At 45.5% G+C, this 20,065-nt stretch carries 20 protein-coding genes; 10 read left to right on the plus strand and 10 right to left on the minus strand.

The features are described 5' to 3' along the window. Positions 1 to 2: 2 nt before the first annotated feature. On the minus strand, positions 3 to 1,403 hold the full coding sequence (gene asnS, locus QWZ05_RS18685) for an asparagine--tRNA ligase (protein ID WP_264877281.1): 1,401 nt from the start codon (positions 1,401 to 1,403) through the stop codon (positions 3 to 5). Between the two features lie 315 nt (positions 1,404 to 1,718). Here asnS and queD point away from each other — a divergent pair, with 315 nt between their 5' ends. Continuing rightward, on the plus strand, positions 1,719 to 2,078 hold the full coding sequence (gene queD / locus QWZ05_RS18690) for a 6-carboxytetrahydropterin synthase QueD (protein ID WP_264877282.1): 360 nt from the start codon (positions 1,719 to 1,721) through the stop codon (positions 2,076 to 2,078). A gap of 86 nt (positions 2,079 to 2,164) precedes the next feature. On the opposite strand, the gene QWZ05_RS18695 is transcribed toward queD, so the two are convergent. Beyond that, positions 2,165 to 2,782 (minus strand): TetR/AcrR family transcriptional regulator, encoded by a 618-nt coding sequence (locus QWZ05_RS18695; RefSeq protein WP_264877283.1) that lies wholly within the window; start codon positions 2,780 to 2,782, stop codon positions 2,165 to 2,167. Between the two features lie 148 nt (positions 2,783 to 2,930). On the opposite strand from QWZ05_RS18695, the gene QWZ05_RS18700 reads away from it, so the two are divergent. Then, a complete protein-coding gene (locus tag QWZ05_RS18700; RefSeq protein ID WP_264877285.1) occupies positions 2,931 to 3,944 on the plus strand; it encodes an MBL fold metallo-hydrolase in 1,014 nt (337 codons plus the stop codon). A gap of 49 nt (positions 3,945 to 3,993) precedes the next feature. Here the strand turns inward: QWZ05_RS18700 and QWZ05_RS18705 are convergent, their stop codons facing one another. The 8 genes from QWZ05_RS18705 to pspF all read right to left on the minus strand — a co-directional run bounded on the left by QWZ05_RS18705 (position 3,994) and on the right by pspF (position 11,730). Next, a complete protein-coding gene (locus tag QWZ05_RS18705) occupies positions 3,994 to 4,326 on the minus strand; it encodes a YnjH family protein (protein ID WP_264877286.1) in 333 nt (110 codons plus the stop codon). Then, positions 4,320 to 5,255, minus strand: a complete 936-nt coding sequence (locus QWZ05_RS18710) for a 1-aminocyclopropane-1-carboxylate deaminase/D-cysteine desulfhydrase (protein WP_264877287.1) — start codon at positions 5,253 to 5,255, stop codon at positions 4,320 to 4,322. The genes QWZ05_RS18705 and QWZ05_RS18710 overlap by 7 nt, the downstream gene beginning before the upstream one ends. Positions 5,256 to 5,345: 90 nt before the next feature. Then, positions 5,346 to 6,131 carry a peptide ABC transporter ATP-binding protein gene (locus tag QWZ05_RS18715; RefSeq protein ID WP_264877288.1) on the minus strand — a complete coding sequence of 262 codons (786 nt, stop codon included), beginning with the start codon at positions 6,129 to 6,131 and terminating at the stop codon, positions 5,346 to 5,348. Further along, positions 6,128 to 7,123: a peptide ABC transporter ATP-binding protein gene (locus tag QWZ05_RS18720; RefSeq protein ID WP_264877289.1), complete on the minus strand. Its 996-nt coding sequence runs from the start codon at positions 7,121 to 7,123 to the stop codon at positions 6,128 to 6,130. The genes QWZ05_RS18715 and QWZ05_RS18720 overlap by 4 nt, the downstream gene beginning before the upstream one ends. After that, positions 7,123 to 8,010 carry a putrescine export ABC transporter permease SapC gene (gene sapC / locus QWZ05_RS18725; RefSeq protein WP_264877290.1) on the minus strand — a complete coding sequence of 296 codons (888 nt, stop codon included), beginning with the start codon at positions 8,008 to 8,010 and terminating at the stop codon, positions 7,123 to 7,125. Before sapC ends, QWZ05_RS18720 begins: the two co-directional genes overlap by 1 nt. Beyond that, entirely contained in the window at positions 7,997 to 8,959 is a 963-nt protein-coding gene (locus tag QWZ05_RS18730) for an ABC transporter permease (RefSeq protein WP_290299992.1), read from the minus strand. The genes sapC and QWZ05_RS18730 overlap by 14 nt, the downstream gene beginning before the upstream one ends. Next, complete coding sequence (locus tag QWZ05_RS18735; protein ID WP_290299993.1) at positions 8,959 to 10,578, minus strand: ABC transporter substrate-binding protein; 1,620 nt, start codon at positions 10,576 to 10,578, stop codon at positions 8,959 to 8,961. Before QWZ05_RS18735 ends, QWZ05_RS18730 begins: the two co-directional genes overlap by 1 nt. A gap of 114 nt (positions 10,579 to 10,692) precedes the next feature. Further along, positions 10,693 to 11,730, minus strand: a complete 1,038-nt coding sequence (gene pspF / locus QWZ05_RS18740; RefSeq protein ID WP_290299995.1) for a phage shock protein operon transcriptional activator — start codon at positions 11,728 to 11,730, stop codon at positions 10,693 to 10,695. A gap of 229 nt (positions 11,731 to 11,959) precedes the next feature. Between pspF and pspA the strand changes: the two genes are divergently transcribed. The 8 genes from pspA (at position 11,960) to QWZ05_RS18780 (ending at position 20,039) form a co-directional block, all read left to right on the plus strand. Continuing rightward, positions 11,960 to 12,634 (plus strand): phage shock protein PspA, encoded by a 675-nt coding sequence (pspA, locus tag QWZ05_RS18745; RefSeq protein WP_264877294.1) that lies wholly within the window; start codon positions 11,960 to 11,962, stop codon positions 12,632 to 12,634. Between the two features lies 1 nt (position 12,635). Continuing rightward, positions 12,636 to 12,872, plus strand: a complete 237-nt coding sequence (gene pspB, locus QWZ05_RS18750) for an envelope stress response membrane protein PspB (protein WP_264877295.1) — start codon at positions 12,636 to 12,638, stop codon at positions 12,870 to 12,872. Then, the gene (pspC, locus tag QWZ05_RS18755) at positions 12,862 to 13,251 is read left to right on the plus strand and encodes an envelope stress response membrane protein PspC (protein WP_264877296.1); all 390 of its coding nucleotides are present in this window, start codon (positions 12,862 to 12,864) and stop codon (positions 13,249 to 13,251) included. The genes pspB and pspC overlap by 11 nt, the downstream gene beginning before the upstream one ends. A 184-nt stretch (positions 13,252 to 13,435) precedes the next feature. Then, positions 13,436 to 14,470: an efflux RND transporter periplasmic adaptor subunit gene (locus tag QWZ05_RS18760; RefSeq protein ID WP_290299999.1), complete on the plus strand. Its 1,035-nt coding sequence runs from the start codon at positions 13,436 to 13,438 to the stop codon at positions 14,468 to 14,470. 1 nt (position 14,471) lies between these two features. After that, positions 14,472 to 15,566 carry an efflux RND transporter periplasmic adaptor subunit gene (locus tag QWZ05_RS18765; RefSeq protein WP_290300001.1) on the plus strand — a complete coding sequence of 365 codons (1,095 nt, stop codon included), beginning with the start codon at positions 14,472 to 14,474 and terminating at the stop codon, positions 15,564 to 15,566. A gap of 7 nt (positions 15,567 to 15,573) precedes the next feature. Then, positions 15,574 to 18,669: an efflux RND transporter permease subunit gene (locus QWZ05_RS18770; protein WP_290300835.1), complete on the plus strand. Its 3,096-nt coding sequence runs from the start codon at positions 15,574 to 15,576 to the stop codon at positions 18,667 to 18,669. Between the two features lie 112 nt (positions 18,670 to 18,781). Continuing rightward, the gene (locus QWZ05_RS18775; RefSeq protein ID WP_264877299.1) at positions 18,782 to 19,336 is read left to right on the plus strand and encodes a DNA-3-methyladenine glycosylase I; all 555 of its coding nucleotides are present in this window, start codon (positions 18,782 to 18,784) and stop codon (positions 19,334 to 19,336) included. Between the two features lie 151 nt (positions 19,337 to 19,487). Beyond that, positions 19,488 to 20,039 carry a DUF4136 domain-containing protein gene (locus QWZ05_RS18780; RefSeq protein ID WP_264877300.1) on the plus strand — a complete coding sequence of 184 codons (552 nt, stop codon included), beginning with the start codon at positions 19,488 to 19,490 and terminating at the stop codon, positions 20,037 to 20,039. Positions 20,040 to 20,065 lie beyond the last annotated feature (26 nt).

Raw genomic sequence — 20,065 nt, forward strand, 5'->3', positions numbered from 1 at the left:
AATTAGAAGTTAGCCGAGCGCGGTGTACGTGGGAATGGAATTACGTCACGAACGTTACCCATACCTGTTACGTAAGAAACCAGACGCTCAAAACCTAGGCCGAAACCAGCGTGAGGCACTGTACCGTATTTACGTAGGTCGCGGTACCAGCTCATGTGTTCTGGGTCGATGCCTACTTCACGCATACGCTCGTCAAGAATGTCTAGACGCTCTTCACGTTGAGAGCCACCGATGATTTCACCGATACCAGGTGCCAGTACGTCCATTGCCGCTACTGTCTTACCGTCATCGTTCGCACGCATGTAGAATGCTTTGATGTCTTTCGGGTAGTTCTTCACGATTACCGGTGCTTTGAAGTGCTCTTCAGCAAGGTAACGCTCGTGCTCGGAAGACATATCGATACCCCATTCAACTGGGAATTCGAATTCACGACCTGAATCTAGAAGAATCTGGATTGCGTCAGTGTAGTCAACTTGTGCGAAGTCAGAAGAAACAAACTGCTCTAGACGAGTGATTGCTTGTTTGTCGATGCGTTGAGCGAAGAACTCAAGGTCATCACGACACTCTTCAAGTACGGCTTTAAACACGAACTTAAGCATGTCTTCAGACAGCTTAGCAACATCGTCTAGGTCAGCGAATGCCACTTCAGGCTCAACCATCCAGAATTCCGCTAGGTGGCGGCTTGTGTTTGAGTTTTCAGCACGGAACGTAGGGCCGAACGTGTAAACTTTGCTTAGTGCACAGGCGTAAGCTTCTGCGTTTAGCTGACCAGATACCGTTAGGAATGTCTCTTTACCGAAGAAATCTTCGTTGTAGTCAACATCGCCTTTATCTGTGCGAGGTAGGTTTTCCATGTCTAGCGTAGAAACACGGAACATTTCACCAGCACCTTCAGCATCAGAAGCTGTGATCAGTGGAGCAGATACCCAGAAGAAACCTTGCTCGTGGTAGAAGCGGTGAATTGCCTGAGATAGACAGTTACGAACACGCGCAACAGCACCGATTACGTTAGTACGTGGGCGCAGGTGTGCAACTTCACGTAGGTACTCGATAGAGTGGCGAGTTTTCGCCATTGGGTAAGTTTCTGCGTCTTCAACCCAACCTACGACTTTAACGTCAGTCGCAGCAAGTTCAAAGTCTTGACCTTTCGCAGGAGACTCAACAATCTTACCTGTTACTTCAACAGAGCAGCCAGTAGTTAGCTTTAGTACTTCGTCTTCGTAATTATTAAGATTATTAGGGACCACGGCCTGAATCGGGTCGAAACAAGAGCCGTCATAAATGGCAAGGAAAGAGATTCCAGCTTTGGAATCACGACGTGAACGGATCCAGCCGCGTACAGTTACTTCACTGTCTACCGCTAGCTTGCCGCCAAGTACGTCTTTTACAGGCGCGTAAGTCATGTTGATTTCATTCTCCATTGAGGGATACTAAACTGAGCAATAGGCTTAACTGCTCACAAAACGTGTGAAATTTAAGCAAATTACGCAGTGATACTAATTTTTTAAATCAAACGACCATATTACCTAGCAATTCTATAGCTTCAAGCCCTTATTTGTTGATTGAGGCGATTTTTTCAATGTCACGTTTGTCTTATGAAATCTCCACGACCAAATTGGATAATGTGTTAAAGATTGGCAACAGTTTGCTTAGGCAAACGCTTGTGATTGATGGAGTGAATGCTTAGAATTGCGCTTTTAAAATTACCGGATACCAAGATGAGAACCGAACTTTACAAAGAATTTATGTTCGAGGCCGCACACCACCTGCCGCATGTGCCAGAAGGACACAAGTGTGGTCGTTTACATGGACATTCGTTTCTAGTTCGACTTTATGTTGAAGGGGAAGTTGATCCGCACACGGGTTGGGTTGTTGATTTCGCGGAAATCAAAGCGGCATTTAAGCCGATCTATGACCGCCTTGACCACTACTATTTGAATGATATTGAAGGTCTTGAGAACCCAACGAGCGAAGTGTTAGCAAAATGGATTTGGGAACAGTTGAAGCCTTCACTTCCACTACTGAGCAAAGTTGAGATCAAGGAAACTTGTACAGCTGGCTGTATCTATAAAGGCTAATTTGTTGATAATCATCCTTCATTGTTAACCTAACAGTGAAGGATGAAGTGGCTGATTTCCAATACCTTCTTATTTCTTCTAACTAGTTACTTCCCGTACCTTGCCCAAAAAAGCTCGACAGTATCATTGACGACTTGATTAGCTTCTTCACTCGACAATATATCAGCTAAACCCGTTACCTGCGGCCAATAGCAAGCCCCTTTTACGAGGTGATGGATCTGTGTCATTGCGGTTTCAACTTGAGTAAGTGGTAATTTCAAACGACCATTCTCCGCTTGAAGAAACAGCCATTGATAGAGATTTGTCTTCTTTTTATCAATACTGCGAACTTGCTGTCTTAACTCTTCTGGTTTAAATAAATAATGACCCATCGCTACGCGAGAAAGTTCGATATAAGCAGGATCGCTGGCAACGGTAATCTGTTCTTTAATTAGGCTTTTTAGCTGTTCTTTGAGCGTTAACTCACCAAGGAAAAATTCATCATCCAGCGCTTCTTGGTTACTCCACAAGCAGGAAAGTAGGGCAAGAACCAACGCCTCTTTAGACTCAAAATGGTTATAGACTGTCCGCTTAGAAACGCCCGCCAATGCAGATAACTTATCCATACTGGTGTTTGCCACACCATATTCTAAAAACGCCTCGCGAGCTGCACTCAAAATCGCTTCACGTTTGATTTCACTGCGACTTTTTTTTGTCACTGTCATGTCATTCTACCGTCTCATTTTGCCGCCACCATTTATTTTACACCAACTAGTTTACTTTTAAATGACATTAAGTAAACTAGCCGGTGTAGTTTACATCTAGAGACGTAATGTGAAAGTTAGTCGAATTTTCCTATTAGGAGCGATACTCATGGCATCAACTCAATTGACTTGTACCACCCTTAGCGGCAGTGAATCTCAAGCTTTACCAAAAAAATTCACCAATAATGAGATGGAATATAAGTCAGGGTTTAGAGACTTGATAGATATCACGAAGATGTACCTCAATGCCGACCGTGTTGAACCAACGCCAAAATCGGCATTGCCTGTAATGGCAATGACCAAGGATGAATTAATTGCAGAAGAAGAGAGTGTCGCCTACCGATTAGGGCATTCGAGTGTCTTATTAAAGATCGAACAGCAGTTTGTTTTGACAGATCCAGTTTTTAGCGACCGAGCTTCACCGGTACAGTGGGCGGGCCCAAAGCGTTTTCATCAAACACCGCTCACGATTGAAGAACTGCCTGCTATTGATGTAATTGTGATTAGTCATGACCATTATGATCACTTAGATAAAAATGCAGTAAAGAAACTTGCAGCGAAAACATCTTTGTTTCTTGTGCCTTTGAGGGTGGGTGAGCACCTTGCAAAATGGGGAGTGCCGACCAATAAGGTCATTGAGCTAAACTGGTGGGAGTCGTATGTGTTCAATGGTGTTGAATATACCCTTACGCCAACTCAGCATTTCTCAGGCAGAACGGGGTTGGATCGAGACCACACCTTATGGGGGAGTTGGGTGATCGCAGCACCAAGTCAACGTGTGTTTTTCAGTGGTGATTCAGGCTATTTCTCTGGCTTTAAAGAAATAGGTGACAAATACGGTCCTTTCGATCTAACACTCATAGAAACAGGTGCTTATAACGAGGCATGGTCGCAAATTCACATGTTTCCCGAGCAAAGTGTTCAAGCGCATATCGACCTCAAAGGGAAAGTGATGTTTCCCATTCATAATAGCACGTTCGACCTGTCCATTCATGATTGGCAAGAGCCAATTAATCGCGCAGTTAAAAACGCGCAAGAAAGAGGGGTACAAGTCGTGATGCCTAAAATGGGAGAACGTTTGGTGATTGGAGAGACAATGCCGTTGGATTATTGGTGGGAATAGAGTTCATTAAGCAGCGCTCAGTGTGAGCGCTGCTTGATCGATAGACATTTTATTCAGAATGAGTATTTCGCGTATGACTGCTCTCTAACAGTACCCATTTCAAGGTTCCATTAAGCTCAAAATCATTGCTTTCTTGGCATACTAGAACAAGGTCACGGATCTCTAAAATAGCCCCAAGTGAATACGCTTCACCCTGATAAAGGCAAATACGCTGATTGGTTTGAGCACCATCTAGTACTACGATAGGCTTGCTTTTATTTTTGCCCACTGATGCCTTGGTCACAACATTGTCGTTTGCATATACATAGCTTGATAGAAAACAGGCTGATAGCAAAAGAGACAGCATAGAAGACCATACTTTGCCATTGAATAATTTTACCATGTAGATTCCACTCCAAACTCTCTTTGGTAACGCAGCAGCATACTTTCATTGCCTAGAATACCACCTTGATGGACATAGAGAAGTTCCCCTTTCAGGTTCTGTGATGCCCATGACTTGATACAGCGCCACATTAGAGGATCGTATAACAGATCAAACTCAACGTGTGTTTGCGCTTCAAGAGCAGCCCAGATCTCATAGTCCTCTTTATACAAACGACCAAAATGATGTTTATCTTCAAGCTTGATGATGGTTGGGAAATCAGTTTCACCTAACTCTTGAAACTGCTCAATTAGGTACTGCTTTCCACCCACACATGCACAGGTTACGACCTCTATATTGTAAGGTTTAAGATACTTGTGGAGATATAAAGCGGTGGTGCCAGTGCCGGAGGGGAGGGCAACCGTAAAGTGTGAGTTTGACTGCATTTGGATATATTCGAGTAGCTCTATAGCAAGTTGCTTAATTCCAGACTCAGAATGTGTTGAACGCCCCCCTTCAGGGATCACCAAACAGTTGTCTGTGGGTTTTCGAATGCGATCGATAAACTCTCTAGGGTGAATCGCGTTGTCCAACTCTTTTACTGAAATCACTTGAGCATCAAGCTCCAATGCACCACGATAGTTTCCTATCGGCTGCGCTTTGAGCCAGCTAGGGATGTTGTGGACGTAATACTCGAGCTTCCAGCCTTTGATTTTCGCCAGACCGGCAAGTGAATACAATGAATTAGCTTGAACTGAACCGTAAGATATTAGGGTGTCAATATTTTCTGGAATTGCATGTACTGACTCATCAAGCTTTGGATTGAGCAGTGCACTGAACTTACGAGCTTTGTTGCCACTGAACAGAGGATGGAGCTGGTCGTCTCTTTTTAAGTGGAAGGAGAGACCATCAAATTGATGCTGTGTCACTGGGCTTTGGTTCAGTTTCATGGTTCGGCTTAGGGTTTTACCAGCATAAAAAGGGGGCACATCTTAACGATCTGCCCCTTAGAATTCAATTGATTGGTAGGTTCAATGATATTATTTAAAACAAGGCGCTTTATTAAAGTGACTCTCTATCAAACGCTGTGTAACCGAATGCTGAGGGTGGCTTAGGATTTCATGTGTATCGCCAGCCTCCACAACTTCGCCTTCGTGCATCACCATCAGCTTGTCGGTAATGTGTTTTACGATACCAATATGCTGTGATACATAGACAAACGATACGCCCATCTCTTCTTGCAGTTCTAAGAAAAGATTAATGATCTGCGAACGCATCGCCATATCGAGACCATTTAACGCTTCATCAGCGATGATCACCGACGGTTGCAGCACTAATGCTCGCGCCAAACAAACACGTTGTTTTTGTCCTGCCGCTAGCATCTGTGGATAAAAGTACGCGTGCTCTGGAAGCAGGCCGACTCTGAGCAGCGTCGCCTTTACACGCTCCATTCGCGCTTCGGGAGGCATGCTGGTGTTTCTTTTTAGCGGACCTTCTAGAATACGGCCAATCTGAATGCGAGGGTTTAATGACGTATTAGGATCTTGAAAAATCATTCGAATCAATTTACAGCGGGTCGAATAATCTTTATGCGCTAAGGTTTCCCCATTGACGGCGATAGTGCCTGAAGTGGGTTCAACAACACCGGCTAACATGCGAGCAAGAGTCGACTTTCCCGAGCCATTTTGACCGATAAAACCAATCGTTTGGCCGGCTTCTAGCGTAAAGCTTACAGGCTTCACTGCTTGTTGAACCGTTTTGCGAAAAATACCAGAGCGGTTGGTGAATGTCTTACTTAACTCTTGGACTTCAAGTAAAGAACTCATGCTTTCTTCTCCAAGTTAAGCGGGAAGTGACAGGCAAATTTGTGGTCACGAAGGTGTTTTGTTCGTGGCATTTCAACGCAGTCACGTTGTGCATACGGGCAACGAGGGCCGAGACGGCAGCCAATCGGCAAATGCTGCAGCGGTGGAATCGACCCCGGCAATGACTGCAGTTTCTGTTTATGAGGAACCCATTCACTAAAATCGGGTACTGCTTTGAGAAGAGCGACAGTATACGGGTGCTTAGGTACTTTAGTTAGCTTCTTGGTGCTGGCAGATTCGACCGACTGCCCACAATACATAACGGTAATTCGGGTCGCCCATTGAGTAATGGTGGTGAGATCGTGACCAATCAACAGAATCGTCGTGTTTTGCAGCTGATTCATCCGACTCAAGAGGCGCAAAATTTGTGACTGTGTGATCGGGTCTAAGTCGTTAGTAGGCTCATCAGCAATCAACAGTTTAGGCTTGGTAGCAATCGCCATCGCGATCATGATTTTTTGGCACTCTCCATCGGTCAACTCATACGGGTAGCTGTCCATCACCCGTTTGTGATCTTTGATGCCAACCTTATGGAGTAGCGCAATGGCTTGTTTTTTACGCCATTGGAACCTTTGCCACCATCGACCTTCAAACATGCGTGAAGGGATAGACTCAATCAGCTGCCTTCCGATGTCTTCTGAAGGGTCTAAACAGGTTGAGGGCTCTTGGAAAATCATGGCAATGTCGCGTGCAATCACGCGACGTCGCTCCTTCGGGGTCAACTGTAGTAAATCTATATCACCCAGACGCATTCGGTCTGCGGTGATACGCCAGTTGTCTTTACAGACTCCCACAATGGCTTTGGCTACTAGGCTTTTTCCAGAGCCAGATTCCCCTACAAGACCACGAATTTCTCCCTCAGTAAGGGTCATACTCATACGGTCTACCGCGCGAACGATACCGTGTGGTGTTTCAATTTCAATTGTTAAGTGTCGAATATCTAGAATGGGCATTACTCAACCCCTGCGTTAAGCGCTTGGCGAACACCATCGCCAACCAAGTTAACGACAATAACAGTAAACATAATGGTTAAACCGGGTAGGGTGACGGTCCAAGGAGCAATATAGATAAGCTCTACCGAATCACCGAGCATTGCACCCCACTCAGAGCTAGGGGCTTGAGCGCCAAGACCTAAGAAACCAAGGGCAGTGATGTCCAAAATGGCAGCCGCGAGTGCAAATGTAAACTCAGTCGCAAACACTGCAAGGATATTCGGCAGGATCGAGTTCCACAGGAGGTAAATATTGTTTGCGCCATCGAGTCTCGCCGCCATGATGTAGTCTTTTTCCATCTCACTGTGAACAGCAATATAGACAGAGCGGATAAATCGGGGGATCAGCGCCAAGCCAATCGCTAGCAAAATATTGAACTCGCCGAAGCCCAAAAAGGCACAGAAAATGATGGCCAATAGTAGCGATGGAATCGACATTACGGTATCTAGCAAGTGGTTCAACGTACTTGAGAGTAGACCTTTGGTCATTCCGGCGAGAACGCCAATGAGTGAGCCAATAGCAGCCGCGACAACCGTAACGATAATCGCTGCACCAAAAGTCAATTGAGAGCCCTTAATGAGACGAGAGAGAATATCTCGGCCTAAGTCGTCGGTTCCCAAAAAGTAATCGATAGTGCCCTCTGCATTCCATGAAGGCGGCAGTAATAGGTAACCAGATTGTACTTGTGGGTCATGCGGTGTTAACCAGTTTGCTGACAAAGTAATGAGCGTCAAAAGCCCAAGACACCATAAGCTAAACATCGCGAGGTTGTTGCTGCGAAAACTGCGCCAGAATCGCTCAAACTGGGTTGGGATCTGCTCTTCTTGGTAGACGTTATTGCTTAGCATACCATTCCTTTCTTACCAGCGGGTTGATCATTGCGCCAACCAAATCTGAGAGAATATTGGCGCTTAACACCAATGTTGCAATGACGATAACGCCAGCTTGTATCGCCACGTAATCTTGATTTCCTAACGCATCTAGCAACCAGCGCCCAATCCCTGGCCAGTTAAAGATGGTTTCGGTGATGATGGCGAGCGTGAGCATGCTAGAAAGCTGAACTCCTACTTTGGGCACAATAGGTGGAATCGCGTTACGCAGCACGTGCTCGGTGATGATCTCATACGCAGACAAACCTTTGATACGCGCAGCCCGGATGTAGTTTTTGGTCATCACTTCCGCTACTGACGCACGCATCAAACCAATAACTTGCATGGTAGGGGATAGGGCTAGGACGAAACCAGGAAGAACAAGGTGGTCAAGCACACTCTGCAGTGCATGGGTACGATACTCACTCTTCATCATAAAGGCATCAATAATGGCAAAACCAGTCACGTTTGGAATTTCATACAGCAAGTCATAGCGGCCAGAGACGGGAAACATCTCGTAGTTTAGAGAGAAAGCCATAATCAAGATCAGGGCCACCCAAAATACCGGTGCAGATTGTCCTGCCATCGCCGTGAATGAGATTGACAGATCTTGCCATTTACCTTGACGCATACCCGCTAGAGTCCCGAGAGGGATTCCAATAGCAAGGGCTAAAATAAACGCAATAATGCAAAGCTCTAGGGTGGCAGGAAAGACCATTTTCAGATCTTCAATCACGGGTACGCCGCTTTTGCTGATGCCAAAATTCAAGTGAATTAGTTCACCAAGATAGGTTTGCCATCCTTGCCAGAAATCTAATTGAGTCCATGGCGAGAGAGGATCTAGCCTTAGAATACTAAAGCCCACCATGGTGATAATCATCATAGTAATGACAAACAAGTTAAAGCGACGAACAGCGTAGACAAACATTATTGAGCACGCTCCACATCGTTCAATGGTTGAACATTGAATGGACTCATTTTAAATCCTTTTAATGACTCATGGTGCGCTTGAAAATGCATACCATGGGCGATTGGGATAACAGGTACTTCTTCATTGAGTAAGTTCTGAATTTGATTGTATAGATTGGTGCGATAGCGGGGTTTATCCACTTCTAAAGCGAGATCAATCAGGAAGTCAAAGTCAGTATTACACCAAGACGACAGGTTTAAACCAGACGGTTTTGCATCACAAGAGAGTAACGGACGCAAGAAGTTATCAGGATCGCCGGTATCTCCCACCCAGCCTGCGAGAACAAGGTCAAAGCGACTGTTTCGCTCAGTATCCGTTCGGTTAAGGCGCTCTTCTGGAACCAACTGGAGTGTCACACCAATATCGGCAAAGTTTGATTGGATCAGCTCTGCAGTTTTGCGGGGGCTTGGGTTGTAGGCTTTAGGTTCGAGTGGCACCGCCATTGAGAGCACAAGGCCTCGGTCATGACCTGCCTCACGCAAGAGACCAAGGGCATAATTACGGTCGTAGCGAACCTGCGTAGCATCTGGCTGATAAGCCCAAGAGGAGGGGGGCAACAAGGTGTATGCCTGGGTTCCCGTGCCGTAATAAACAGACTCCAAAATGTTTTGGCGATTGATGGCAAGGCTGAGTGCTTTACGAACGCGAGCGTCACTCAATGCAGGGTGCAAGGTGTGAATGGATATAAACGACACATTCATCGCAGGTTTGGTGTTAAGCACCAAATCATCTTGCTCTTTAATAACCGGAAGCTGGCTTGATATAGGCGAACTCAACACATCGCACTCTTGACGAAGAAGCTTGGCGAGCGTGCCTGTTCCACGTACCGATACGTCAAAAATCACTTGTTTCATTTTGGCTACGCCATTCCAGTAGCCTTCATGACGTTTCAACCGAATTAAGTCATTGACCTGATATTCGTCAAAATAGAAAGGACCTGTTCCGACTGGGTGCGAATCTAGCTTGTTTTTTTCATCATGCAACAAGAGCTCGTTGCCGTACTCAGCGGAGTGGATAACCGCAAATGCCGTTGCAATATTCGACAAAAAAGCATTGTCAGGGCGATTGAGTGTGAATTTCACTGTATGTGCATCTAACGCTTCGACGGTTTTTAAAAGGCTGGCAAAGTTGATGCTGCTAAACCAAGGATAGCTGCCACCCCCGCTATAATGAAACGGGTGTTGAGAGTGAATTATACGCTCAAACGAAAAGACGACATCTTGCGCATTAAGAGGGCGTGTTGGAGAAAACCATTGTGTGGTTTGGAACTCAACATCAGATCGTAAATGGAAAGTGTATTCTGTGCGATCTTCATTCGTATCCCAACTCTGGGCAATATTTGCCGTAGGCTGGTGGCTCTTAGGATCGAGCACTAATAACGTATCAAAAATTTGCGGACTGATCGCTTCAGCGGTTACACCACTTTCCACCAGTTGTGGGTTGAACGTTTGCGGCACACCCTGACCACAAAAAACAAACCCGCTTTGGCGGATTTTGGTGTGTTTTATCGGCTCTCCACAACCAGAGAGAGTCGCGGCCCCTAATAGGCCTAATGTCAAGCGAATCAGTGCTTTCATAGCGCAAACATAAAAATAGGTTAAGTGGTGGATTATGCCTTATTCAAAACAATAATGGCCAATAAAAAACGCAGGCTAAACTCATTTTTTATTTATGGCATACATGGGTCTTGTTTAAGAAACGTTCGTAATTTGATGTTTCCTCACCAAACCACGTATTTGATCATAGCTTAACCCCAACAGTTTTGCTGCTTGTCGTTGATTAAATTGAGATTTCGCTAAAGCCATTTGCAACCAGTGACACTCTTGGTCTTTAAGCCATTGCTTTAAGTCATCTGGAATATCCACATCATCGCAGGAGGGGGAGGTTAGTGTACGCTCTTGCGTTTTTATGTCATCTACATCAGGGCTTTTCGTATCAACGGCTTTACTAGAGAGCGTTGACCACGGGCTAACAAAAGGGTTAAGAGTGATGTGTTGAATGGGAGCATTGTGACTGCCGTGCTGATACACCGCACGCTCTACCACGTTTTTCAGTTCGCGCACATTACCTGGCCAGTGGTGATCGAGTAGTTGATTAACGGCGATGTGACTGAACCCTTCAAAGTGTGATAGGCCTAACTCACGACACATACTGAACGCAAAGTGTTCCGCAAGCTCAAGAATATCGTCTTTTCGATAACGGAGTGGGGGCAGGTGAATCACATCAAAAGCCAGTCGGTCGAGCAGATCAGCACGAAATTGACCAGTCTTACTCGCCTCAAGCAAATCAACATTCGTGGCACAAATTAGCCTAACATCGGTGTTGATCATTGATGAGCCGCCAACACGCTCGTATTGACCGTATTCAATAACACGTAGCAGCTTTTCTTGCACATTCAGCGGCATGGTTCCAAGCTCATCAAGAAACAGACTTCCCCCCTCTGCACGTTCAAACCGACCTTGATGGCGTTTGTTGGCACCAGTAAACGCCCCAGATTCGTGACCAAAGAGTTCAGAGTCCACAAGCCCTTCAGATAACGCCGAACAGTTCATCGAGACAAGAGGTTGATCCCAACGCTGAGAAAGATAATGGAGGCGCTGAGCTACCAGCTCTTTACCCGTTCCTCTCTCTCCCAAAATGAGCACAGGCCGGTCAATTTTGGCGATGTTAGACACTTTATCGAGAACAGACAAAATCTCGCTGGAACTACCACGAATATTAGGGAGCATAAATTAACCGCATGGAGGTAATAATAACCAATGATAGGCTATTTTCGCATGTTCGTGGTATCGGTTTATTTGCGACAAGTCCCTAAGGTGCTGATTTTACGGGGCTGACTTGGTTGGCACGATTATCGCAATACATCGGGTAGTCGCAAGTAACAGCAAGCAATGCAAACAAACAAAGTTTAGTCTTTGTTTAGTTGCTTTGAACATGTGTAAACAAAGGGGAACAATTATGGGTATTTTTTCACGTTTCGCAGACATCATTAACTCTAACGTCGGTGCACTGCTCGATAAAGCCGAAGATCCAGAAAAGATGATTCGCCTTATCATTCAAGAGATGGAAGATACGTTGGTTGAAGTTCGCAGCAATCTAGTTAAGGCGATTGCAGACAAAAAAGAGCTCAGCCGAAGAATTGAATATATCGAAGAGCAAGTGGAAGATTGGCAGAACAAGGCGACGTTAGCACTGACCAAGCAGCGTGAAGATCTTGCACGAGCTGCGCTGATGGAGAAGCAGAAAGTCAGTGATATTCATAAAACTTTGCTCGATGAACAGTTGTTAGTTAACGAAAATATCGACAAACTCAAAATAGAAATCGATAAGCTAGAAAGTAAAATTACCGAGACAAGAGCCAAGCAGCAAGCGCTGATGATTCGTGCCAAAACAGCGGTAAATCGCAAGGATGTTAATCAGCAGCTTAACTCTCGCAAAACACGCGAAACCATGGCGAAGTTCGAGCAGTTTTCGCGTCGTATTGATGAGCTTGAAGCAGAGGCGGACATTCATCTAGACAGCCAATCTTCTCGCAACTTAGAGCAAGAGTTCATGGAGCTTCAAGTAGAAGACGAGATTGAGAACGAACTGCAAAAGCTAAAACAGCAACTGAGTGAGAAGGAGTCGAAATAATATGAGTTCATTTTTGATTTCAGCACCACTGATCATTTTCCTGATTTTTGTGGCCCCGCTATGGCTATTTCTTCACTATCGAAGCAAAAAGCACACGGCAACGGGGCTATCGAGTCAAGATCTAGACAAGCTTGAACAGCTCTCGCAGCGTGCCGATAAGCTCAAGCAAAGAGTGTCTCACCTAGAGAGCGTTTTAGATAGTGAAACACCTGATTGGAGGCGAAGATATGATGCGTAAAGAGTTATACCGCGATCCAATTAATGGCAAATTGACCGGTGTTTGTGCCGGTCTAGCCAACTACTTCAATATCGAGGTGTGGTTAGTCAGAATCATCGCCATTACTTTAGCGTTGCTAGGCGGCGCATTTTTAGTGGTGGTAGCCTATGTAGCCATGACTTTGATGATAGAGAAACAACCAAAGGGCTATCAGTCTCAATGGGAAGAGAAAAAAGATCACACCTTAAAAAGTAAAGTGTGGCAGCAAGGAAGAGCACCGGCAGATTTACTTGCGACCGTATCGCGAGATCTCGATGAAATAGAATCGAGAACACAAAATATAGAAAGTTATGTGACCTCAGAGCGCTTTAAGTTTGATAGAGAATTTTCGAAACTATAAGCGTTAGTTAACCCACATAAGACAAGACCCAGTATTATTGCTGTTTAAAACAGTGATGTGCTGGGTTTTTCTTTATTTGTCGTCTCTCGATATTTTATGAAAAATAACAGTGCGTTAACTAGCGATTAACGGTGTGGTCATCTATCTTTCTTGTTATAAGGATACAAATAATGATGGATGGACCATGTTTAAGAAGTCACTTGTTTTTATAGCCTTTTCTGCTGCGATAGCAGGATGTGGTAAAGAACTCCCTCCGGTACCTGAACCGGAGTCACGACCGGTCAAGATGACCACAGTATCAGTAGGCAATAGCCGGTTTGAGCGAAGCTTTCCAGCGGTATCCGAAGCGGGTGATCGTGCAGTGCTAGCGTTTCGTGTTCCTGGTTTGCTGATGAGCATTGATGCTTTGTCAGGGCAGTTGGTTAATAAAGGGGATGTGCTTGCGCGCCTTAACCCTGATGAATACACCTTATTAGCGCAGCAGGCACAAGCAAACTTCAACCTAGCTAATGTTCAGTTCAAGCGAGCAGAGCGGCTACGAAAAGACCGAGTGGTCTCTGAGCAAGATTACGATGAGGCAAAGGCCAATCTTAATGTCGCACGCGCTAGCTTAAATCAAGCCAAAGCCAATGTGAGATATACCCAGTTAGTTGCGCCTTATGACGGAACAATCTCTATCATCCCGGCTGACAATCACGAATACGTTGCTGCCCAGCAGGGGGTGATGAACATTCAAACCAACCAACTATTGAAAATCGTTTTCCAGTTACCGGATCATCTTCTTAGTCGTTATAGCCAAGCGATACAAGTCCAGGCGAGCATGCAGTTTGATGCCTTTCCTGAGAGAAGCTTTCCGCTAACATTCCAGGAAATTGATACTGAAGCCGACCCAACCACTGCGTCATATAAAGTGACCATGATAATGGATCGTCCTAGTGATATTGGGGTTTTACCAGGGATGGTGGGTAGCGTTAATTTAGTCGCGCCGAAATCAAACGCGAGTCGCATTCCTCTTACCTCTATTCAGGATGTTGATGGAGGTAACTATGTATGGCGGGTAAATGACGAGGGGATCGTGAAGCGGATTCCAGTCGAGTTAAACCAACAAAGGCAGGTGGTTTCAGGATTGAACGATGGGGATCAGATTGTGGTCTCTGGAGTGGCAAGTTTACAAGATGGCATAAAAGTACGTCCGTGGGTGAAGGAGCGAGGTCTGTAATATGAAAAGTAATATCCTAGTTCCGATTCTGTTGAGTACCATGATGGTCGGTTGTGAGCGTCCCACAGTAGAGCCTGAGGTTTTTGTACCGAGTGTAAAAGTGGTTTTAGTTGGGGAAAACGATGAAGTCGATAAGCTCTATTTCCCCGCCATAGCCAATGCAGCCGAGCGTTCTCACCTGAGTTTTCGGGTGTCTGGCGAGATCAGCCGCTTAATCGTTAAAGAGGGGGATAAGGTATCGAAAGGTGACTTAATTGCCGTATTAGACCCGACTGATTATCAGATTGATGTAGACAATGCGAAAGCAAGATACTCTGTTATCAATAGTCAAGTACGCCGTTCAAAGCCTCTTGTAACAAAAGGCCTCCTTGCTCAGTCACAATTTGATGAGATTGCCGCAGAGCGCCAAATTGCCAAAGCGGAGCTAGATCTAGCCGAACTGAGACTGTCATTTACTCAGCTACGCTCTCCCATGGATGGCATTGTTTCGCGTGTCGTTGTAGACCAATTTGAGAATATTCAAGTAGGGCAAAATATCGTCAATGTACACAGCATTGATGATATCGAGGTGGTTATTCAGCTACCTGATCAGCTCTACCAGAAACAGCCCACTAATCAGGTGCTTGATCAGATCGGGGCTCAAGTCAAAGTGCCAAGTGGCAACGAATATCCCGCTCGAATCAAAGAGTTTACCACTCAACCAGACCCAGATACGGGGACTTTTTCAGTGACACTGTCACTTCCCGTTCCCGAAGATGACCTGATTTTAGATGGTATGGCGGTAGAGGTAACGTCCGATGCGAAGGGCGCAGGCTTAAGCCTCAATGCTGGAGTTAAAGTGCCTATCGAAACTATCTTTAATGAAGATGGAGATACGTTGGATAGAGGCAATAAATTCGTTTGGGTTTACAACGCAGATAATACCGTGAGCAAGCGTCAGGTTGTGGTAGGAAGTGCTTCTATCAATCACCTTCAAATATTGGGTGGACTAGAAGAAGGTGAAAAGATAGTCAGTTCAGGGCTTTCTCGTCTACGAGATGGAATGACAGTGAATTTGATTGAAAGCTCAGCAGCGCAGGAGGCGGGTAATGAGTAGTGAAAGCATGCCACAAAAGGCTGTTCAGAGTGATGACGATATCACGGGCATCGCTGCCTATTTTATTCGCAATCGCGTTATCAGTTGGATGATATCATTGATATTTCTTATTGGCGGTGCAGCAGCATTTTTTGAACTAGGGCGTTTAGAAGATCCCGCCTTTACTATCAAAGATGCGATGGTGGTCACTTCATATCCGGGCGCTACGCCACAGGAGGTAGAGGAGGAAGTCACCTACCCAATAGAGAAAGCCATACAACAACTTTCTTACGTCGATGAAATAAATTCTATTTCAAGCCGTGGTTTGTCTCAGATTACGGTAACAATGAAAAATAACTACGGTCCAGATGATCTTCCGCAAATTTGGGATGAATTGCGTCGAAAGGTCAATGATTTAAAACCGTCACTTCCGCCGGGGGTCAATGACCCACAGGTGATTGATGACTTCGGCGACGTGTTTGGTATTTTGCTGGCGGTCACTGGTGAAGGGTATTCATATAAGGAATTATTGGACTACATCGATTACCTAAGACGTGAACTCGAGCTGGTGGATGGGGTTAGCAAAGTCTCGGTCTCTGGTGATCAACAAGAGCAGGTCTTCATCGAAATCTCAATGAAGAAAATGAGTAGCCTCGGGCTCTCTCCTGATACAGTGTTTAACCTACTCTCCACGCAGAATGTGGTATCTGATGCTGGTGCGGTACGAATCGGTGACGAATATATTCGCATTCATCCTACGGGTGAGTTTAAAGACGTTGACCAGCTCGGTGACCTGATTCTTACCGGTGGGGGTTCATCGGATGGCTTAATTTACTTGCGTGATGTGGCAGATATCAAACGTGGCTTTGTGGAAGTTCCGTCCAACATCATCAACTTTAATGGTAAGACGGCGCTCAACGTCGGAGTGTCTTTTGCTGAGGGTGTGAACGTTGTTGAGATCGGCAAAGCCTTTGATAGAAAGCTTGCCGAGTTAAAATACCAGCAACCTGTAGGCATTGAAATCGCGCGTGTTTACAGCCAGCCAACAGAAGTTGACAAATCGGTGAGTGGTTTTGTCGTCAGTCTAGGGCAAGCAGTTGCGATCGTTATTGTTGTGCTTCTGTTTTTCATGGGGTTACGTTCGGGCTTACTCATCGGTTTGATTCTCCTTTTGACTGTGCTCGGTACGTTCATCTTCATGCAATACTACGGTATCGAGTTACAACGTATATCACTTGGTGCGTTGGTTATCGCATTGGGGATGCTGGTGGATAACGCCATTGTGGTGGTTGAGGGGATATTGATAGGCACGCAAAAGGGCCGGACAAGGTTACAAGCCGCCACAGATATCGTGACGCAAACCAAGTGGCCTCTGCTTGGTGCGACTGTCATTGCGGTCACCGCATTTGCACCGATTGGCCTGTCTGAGGATGCTACGGGTGAGTATTGTGGCACCTTGTTTACGGTGTTACTGATCTCGCTGATGCTCAGTTGGTTTACCGCCATTTCACTAACGCCGTTTTTCGCAGACCTGTTTTTTAAAGGCCAGAAAACCCCTGAGGCCAGTGAAGACAGTGATCCTTACAATGGCTTTATCTTTGTCATGTATAAGAAGTTCTTAGAATATTGTATGCATCGAGCTTGGATAACCATGACAGTGCTGATTGTCGGCTTAGTGGTGAGTATTTATGGTTTCACTTTTGTGAAGCAATCCTTCTTCCCATCGTCGACTACGCCGATGTTTCAGGTAGACATATGGCTACCAGAGGGAACGGATATTCGCGCAACCAACGACAAGCTGCGTGAGTTAGAACAATGGATTTCGACTCAAGATCATGTTGAGCATATCACCACTACAGCAGGTAAGGGCTTACAGCGCTTTATGCTGACCTACGCACCTGAAAAGAGTTACGCCGCTTATGGTGAAATTACCACGCGTGTAGACGATTTCCTTAACCTAGATCCGTTAATGATTCGCTTTAGGGAGCATGTGGAACAAAACTACCCAGAAATTAACTACAAACTGAAAAAGATTGAGTTAGGCCCAGGCGGTGGTGCAAAAATTGAAGCGAGAATTATTGGTTCTGACCCAAATGAGTTGCGCCGTATAGGAGCGCAAGTCGCGGATCTCATGCACGCAGACCCAGGTGCAACAAACATCCGTCACGACTGGCGTGAACGTACCAAAGTCATTGAACCACAGTTTAATGAAAGCCAAGCTCGTCGTTATGGTATTACCAAGTCGGATGTTGATGATGTGCTTAGCATGTCGTTCTCAGGTAAATCAGTGGGTGTCTACCGTGATGGTACGACCCTAATGCCAATCGTGGCACGACTGCCTGAAGATGAACGTGTTGATGTTCGCAGTATTGAAGGGATGCGGATTTGGAGTCCAGCGCAATCGGATTATATTCCGCTACAGCAAGTCGCATTGGGCTATGACATTTATTGGGAAGACCCAATTATTGTGCGTAAGAACCGCAAACGTATGTTAACCGTGTTTGCTGACCCAGATCTGCTTGGTGAAGAAACCGCCGCAACGTTACAAAAACGCTTACAGCCACTGATTGAGGCGATAGAGATGCCTCCGGGTTACTCATTAGAGTGGGGCGGAGAATATGAGTCTTCAGGTGACGCACAAGAATCGCTGTTTACCACGATGCCGCTTGGCTATCTGTTCATGTTCTTGATTACTGTGTTCCTATTTAACACGGTTAAAGAGCCGATAATTGTATGGTGTACGGTGCCTCTGGCATTGATAGGGGTCACCACCGGCCTACTGGTGCTTGATACTCCGTTTGGCTTTATGGCGTTGCTCGGGTTCTTGAGTTTGTCTGGCATGATATTGAAAAACGGTATTGTATTGCTTGATCAAATCAACATTGAGATCGAGTCAGGAAAAGAGCCTTATGTCGCCGTAGTTGATGCCGCATTGAGTCGTGTTCGACCGGTTTGTATGGCGGCAATCACCACGATTCTTGGTATGATTCCGTTGCTACCGGATATCTTCTTTAAACCAATGGCAGTGACCATCATGTTTGGTTTGGGCTTTGCTACTGTCTTAACCTTGATTGTAGTTCCGGTTCTGTATCGCATCTTGCACAAGGTGAAGATTCCAGCGTAAGCTATTGAAAATATGCCGTCTATTGAAGGTATATAGTTCACACGCCTCTGATGAGGCGTGCTTTGTTTTGAGGTACTCTTTCTTTCAAGGTGTACTTTGTGAGGTAAATGCAATGAAACGGTGCCATTGGCTTGATGAGAGTAAGCCTGACTATGTTGAATATCATGATAAAGAGTGGGGCGTTCCAGTCTATGATGACAGAGTGTTCTTCGAGTTCCTGATACTTGAATCAGCTCAAGCAGGTTTAAGTTGGTACACAATTCTACGTCGCCGTGAAGGGTATCGAAACGCATTTGCGAACTTTGACCCTCAAATAGTGTCTACTTACGACAGCGACAAAGTGGATGCACTTGTGCAAGATGAGGGCATCATTCGTCATCGGGCGAAGATCGAGTCAGCAATCAATAATGCACAGCGATTTTTAGAGGTACAAAAAGAGTTTGGCAGTTTTAGTCGATATGTTTGGGGCTTTGTTGATAATCAAGTGGTGGATGTTCGAGCGAAAGATGACTACCCACCCGCGACGACACCGCTCTCTGACGCACTCTCTAAAGATCTGAAAAAGCGCGGCTTTAAGTTTGTTGGTAGCACTACTATGTATGCGTTTTTACAAGCGACAGGCATCGTCAATGATCATGATGTCGATTGTGTTTGTCGTAATAGATAAAGTTTTAACGGTGACAAAACAAACCTTGCGGCAGTTCGTACATAATTATAAGCAAATTAAATAGGTCGTATTCGCGTTGCGCTAGTTGCAAAATCGATACAGAGAAATCGACTAGAATTATTCCAAGCACTTAGCAAAAAGAGGTTCAGTAATGCTAAATTCGCTCAAGAGATCCATCACACTTCTTTCGGCATTGGTAGTTATATCGGGGTGCGCATCGAGCGTGGCAACCGACTATGATGCCAGCGCAAATTTTTCCGCTTACAAAACCTTCCAGTTTGAAGACAGAGGCGATGCGCCTTTGAGCCTTGATGGCAGCCGAATCCAGCAAGCAGTCAATACAGAGTTGGAGATGAAAGGGTTATCAGCGTCAGAGCAGAACAACGACCTTGTGGTACGTTTTGATATTCTCGAAGCCAGTGAACTTCGTGCAGACGGGCCAACATTCAGCTTTGGTATTGGCTCCGGCAGCCGTCATAGCAGAATGGGCTACGGCATTGGTGCAAGTACACCAACACGAGTTACAGAGATAAAATACGGCAAGATAGCCGTTGATTTGGTCGACAGTGAAACAAACGAAGTCGTTTGGCGCTCGATTTCTCAACGACAGTTGCGCGAAACTATGAAGCCGGCGGATAGACAAGAGTTTATCGTTGAGCAGGTTCATGAAATGTTCAAAGAGTACCCTGTTGTGACACAATAGAAGCAATGGTTGAAATAAAAAGAGCG

It is taken from the genome of Vibrio agarivorans (assembly GCF_030409635.1).
Classification (GTDB): domain Bacteria; phylum Pseudomonadota; class Gammaproteobacteria; order Enterobacterales; family Vibrionaceae; genus Vibrio; species Vibrio agarivorans.

Bases quoted from the DNA above. Each gene is read 5' to 3' on its own strand.
- QWZ05_RS18780 (WP_264877300.1), top strand. From the start codon at position 19,488: ATGCTAAATTCGCTCAAGAGATCCATCACACTTCTTTCGGCATTGGTA.
- QWZ05_RS18705 (WP_264877286.1), bottom strand. From the start codon at position 4,326: ATGGTAAAATTATTCAATGGCAAAGTATGGTCTTCTATGCTGTCTCTT.
- sapC (WP_264877290.1), bottom strand. From the start codon at position 8,010: ATGCTAAGCAATAACGTCTACCAAGAAGAGCAGATCCCAACCCAGTTT.
- QWZ05_RS18765 (WP_290300001.1), top strand. From the start codon at position 14,472: ATGAAAAGTAATATCCTAGTTCCGATTCTGTTGAGTACCATGATGGTC.
- QWZ05_RS18735 (WP_290299993.1), bottom strand. From the start codon at position 10,578: ATGAAAGCACTGATTCGCTTGACATTAGGCCTATTAGGGGCCGCGACT.
- QWZ05_RS18720 (WP_264877289.1), bottom strand. From the start codon at position 7,123: ATGCCCATTCTAGATATTCGACACTTAACAATTGAAATTGAAACACCA.
- QWZ05_RS18730 (WP_290299992.1), bottom strand. From the start codon at position 8,959: ATGTTTGTCTACGCTGTTCGTCGCTTTAACTTGTTTGTCATTACTATG.
- QWZ05_RS18760 (WP_290299999.1), top strand. From the start codon at position 13,436: ATGTTTAAGAAGTCACTTGTTTTTATAGCCTTTTCTGCTGCGATAGCA.
- pspF (WP_290299995.1), bottom strand. From the start codon at position 11,730: ATGCTCCCTAATATTCGTGGTAGTTCCAGCGAGATTTTGTCTGTTCTC.
- QWZ05_RS18770 (WP_290300835.1), top strand. From the start codon at position 15,574: ATGCCACAAAAGGCTGTTCAGAGTGATGACGATATCACGGGCATCGCT.
- QWZ05_RS18695 (WP_264877283.1), bottom strand. From the start codon at position 2,782: ATGACAGTGACAAAAAAAAGTCGCAGTGAAATCAAACGTGAAGCGATT.
- QWZ05_RS18775 (WP_264877299.1), top strand. From the start codon at position 18,782: ATGAAACGGTGCCATTGGCTTGATGAGAGTAAGCCTGACTATGTTGAA.
- QWZ05_RS18715 (WP_264877288.1), bottom strand. From the start codon at position 6,131: ATGAGTTCTTTACTTGAAGTCCAAGAGTTAAGTAAGACATTCACCAAC.
- pspC (WP_264877296.1), top strand. From the start codon at position 12,862: ATGATGCGTAAAGAGTTATACCGCGATCCAATTAATGGCAAATTGACC.
- QWZ05_RS18700 (WP_264877285.1), top strand. From the start codon at position 2,931: ATGGCATCAACTCAATTGACTTGTACCACCCTTAGCGGCAGTGAATCT.
- pspA (WP_264877294.1), top strand. From the start codon at position 11,960: ATGGGTATTTTTTCACGTTTCGCAGACATCATTAACTCTAACGTCGGT.
- queD (WP_264877282.1), top strand. From the start codon at position 1,719: ATGAGAACCGAACTTTACAAAGAATTTATGTTCGAGGCCGCACACCAC.
- asnS (WP_264877281.1), bottom strand. From the start codon at position 1,403: ATGACTTACGCGCCTGTAAAAGACGTACTTGGCGGCAAGCTAGCGGTA.
- pspB (WP_264877295.1), top strand. From the start codon at position 12,636: ATGAGTTCATTTTTGATTTCAGCACCACTGATCATTTTCCTGATTTTT.
- QWZ05_RS18710 (WP_264877287.1), bottom strand. From the start codon at position 5,255: ATGAAACTGAACCAAAGCCCAGTGACACAGCATCAATTTGATGGTCTC.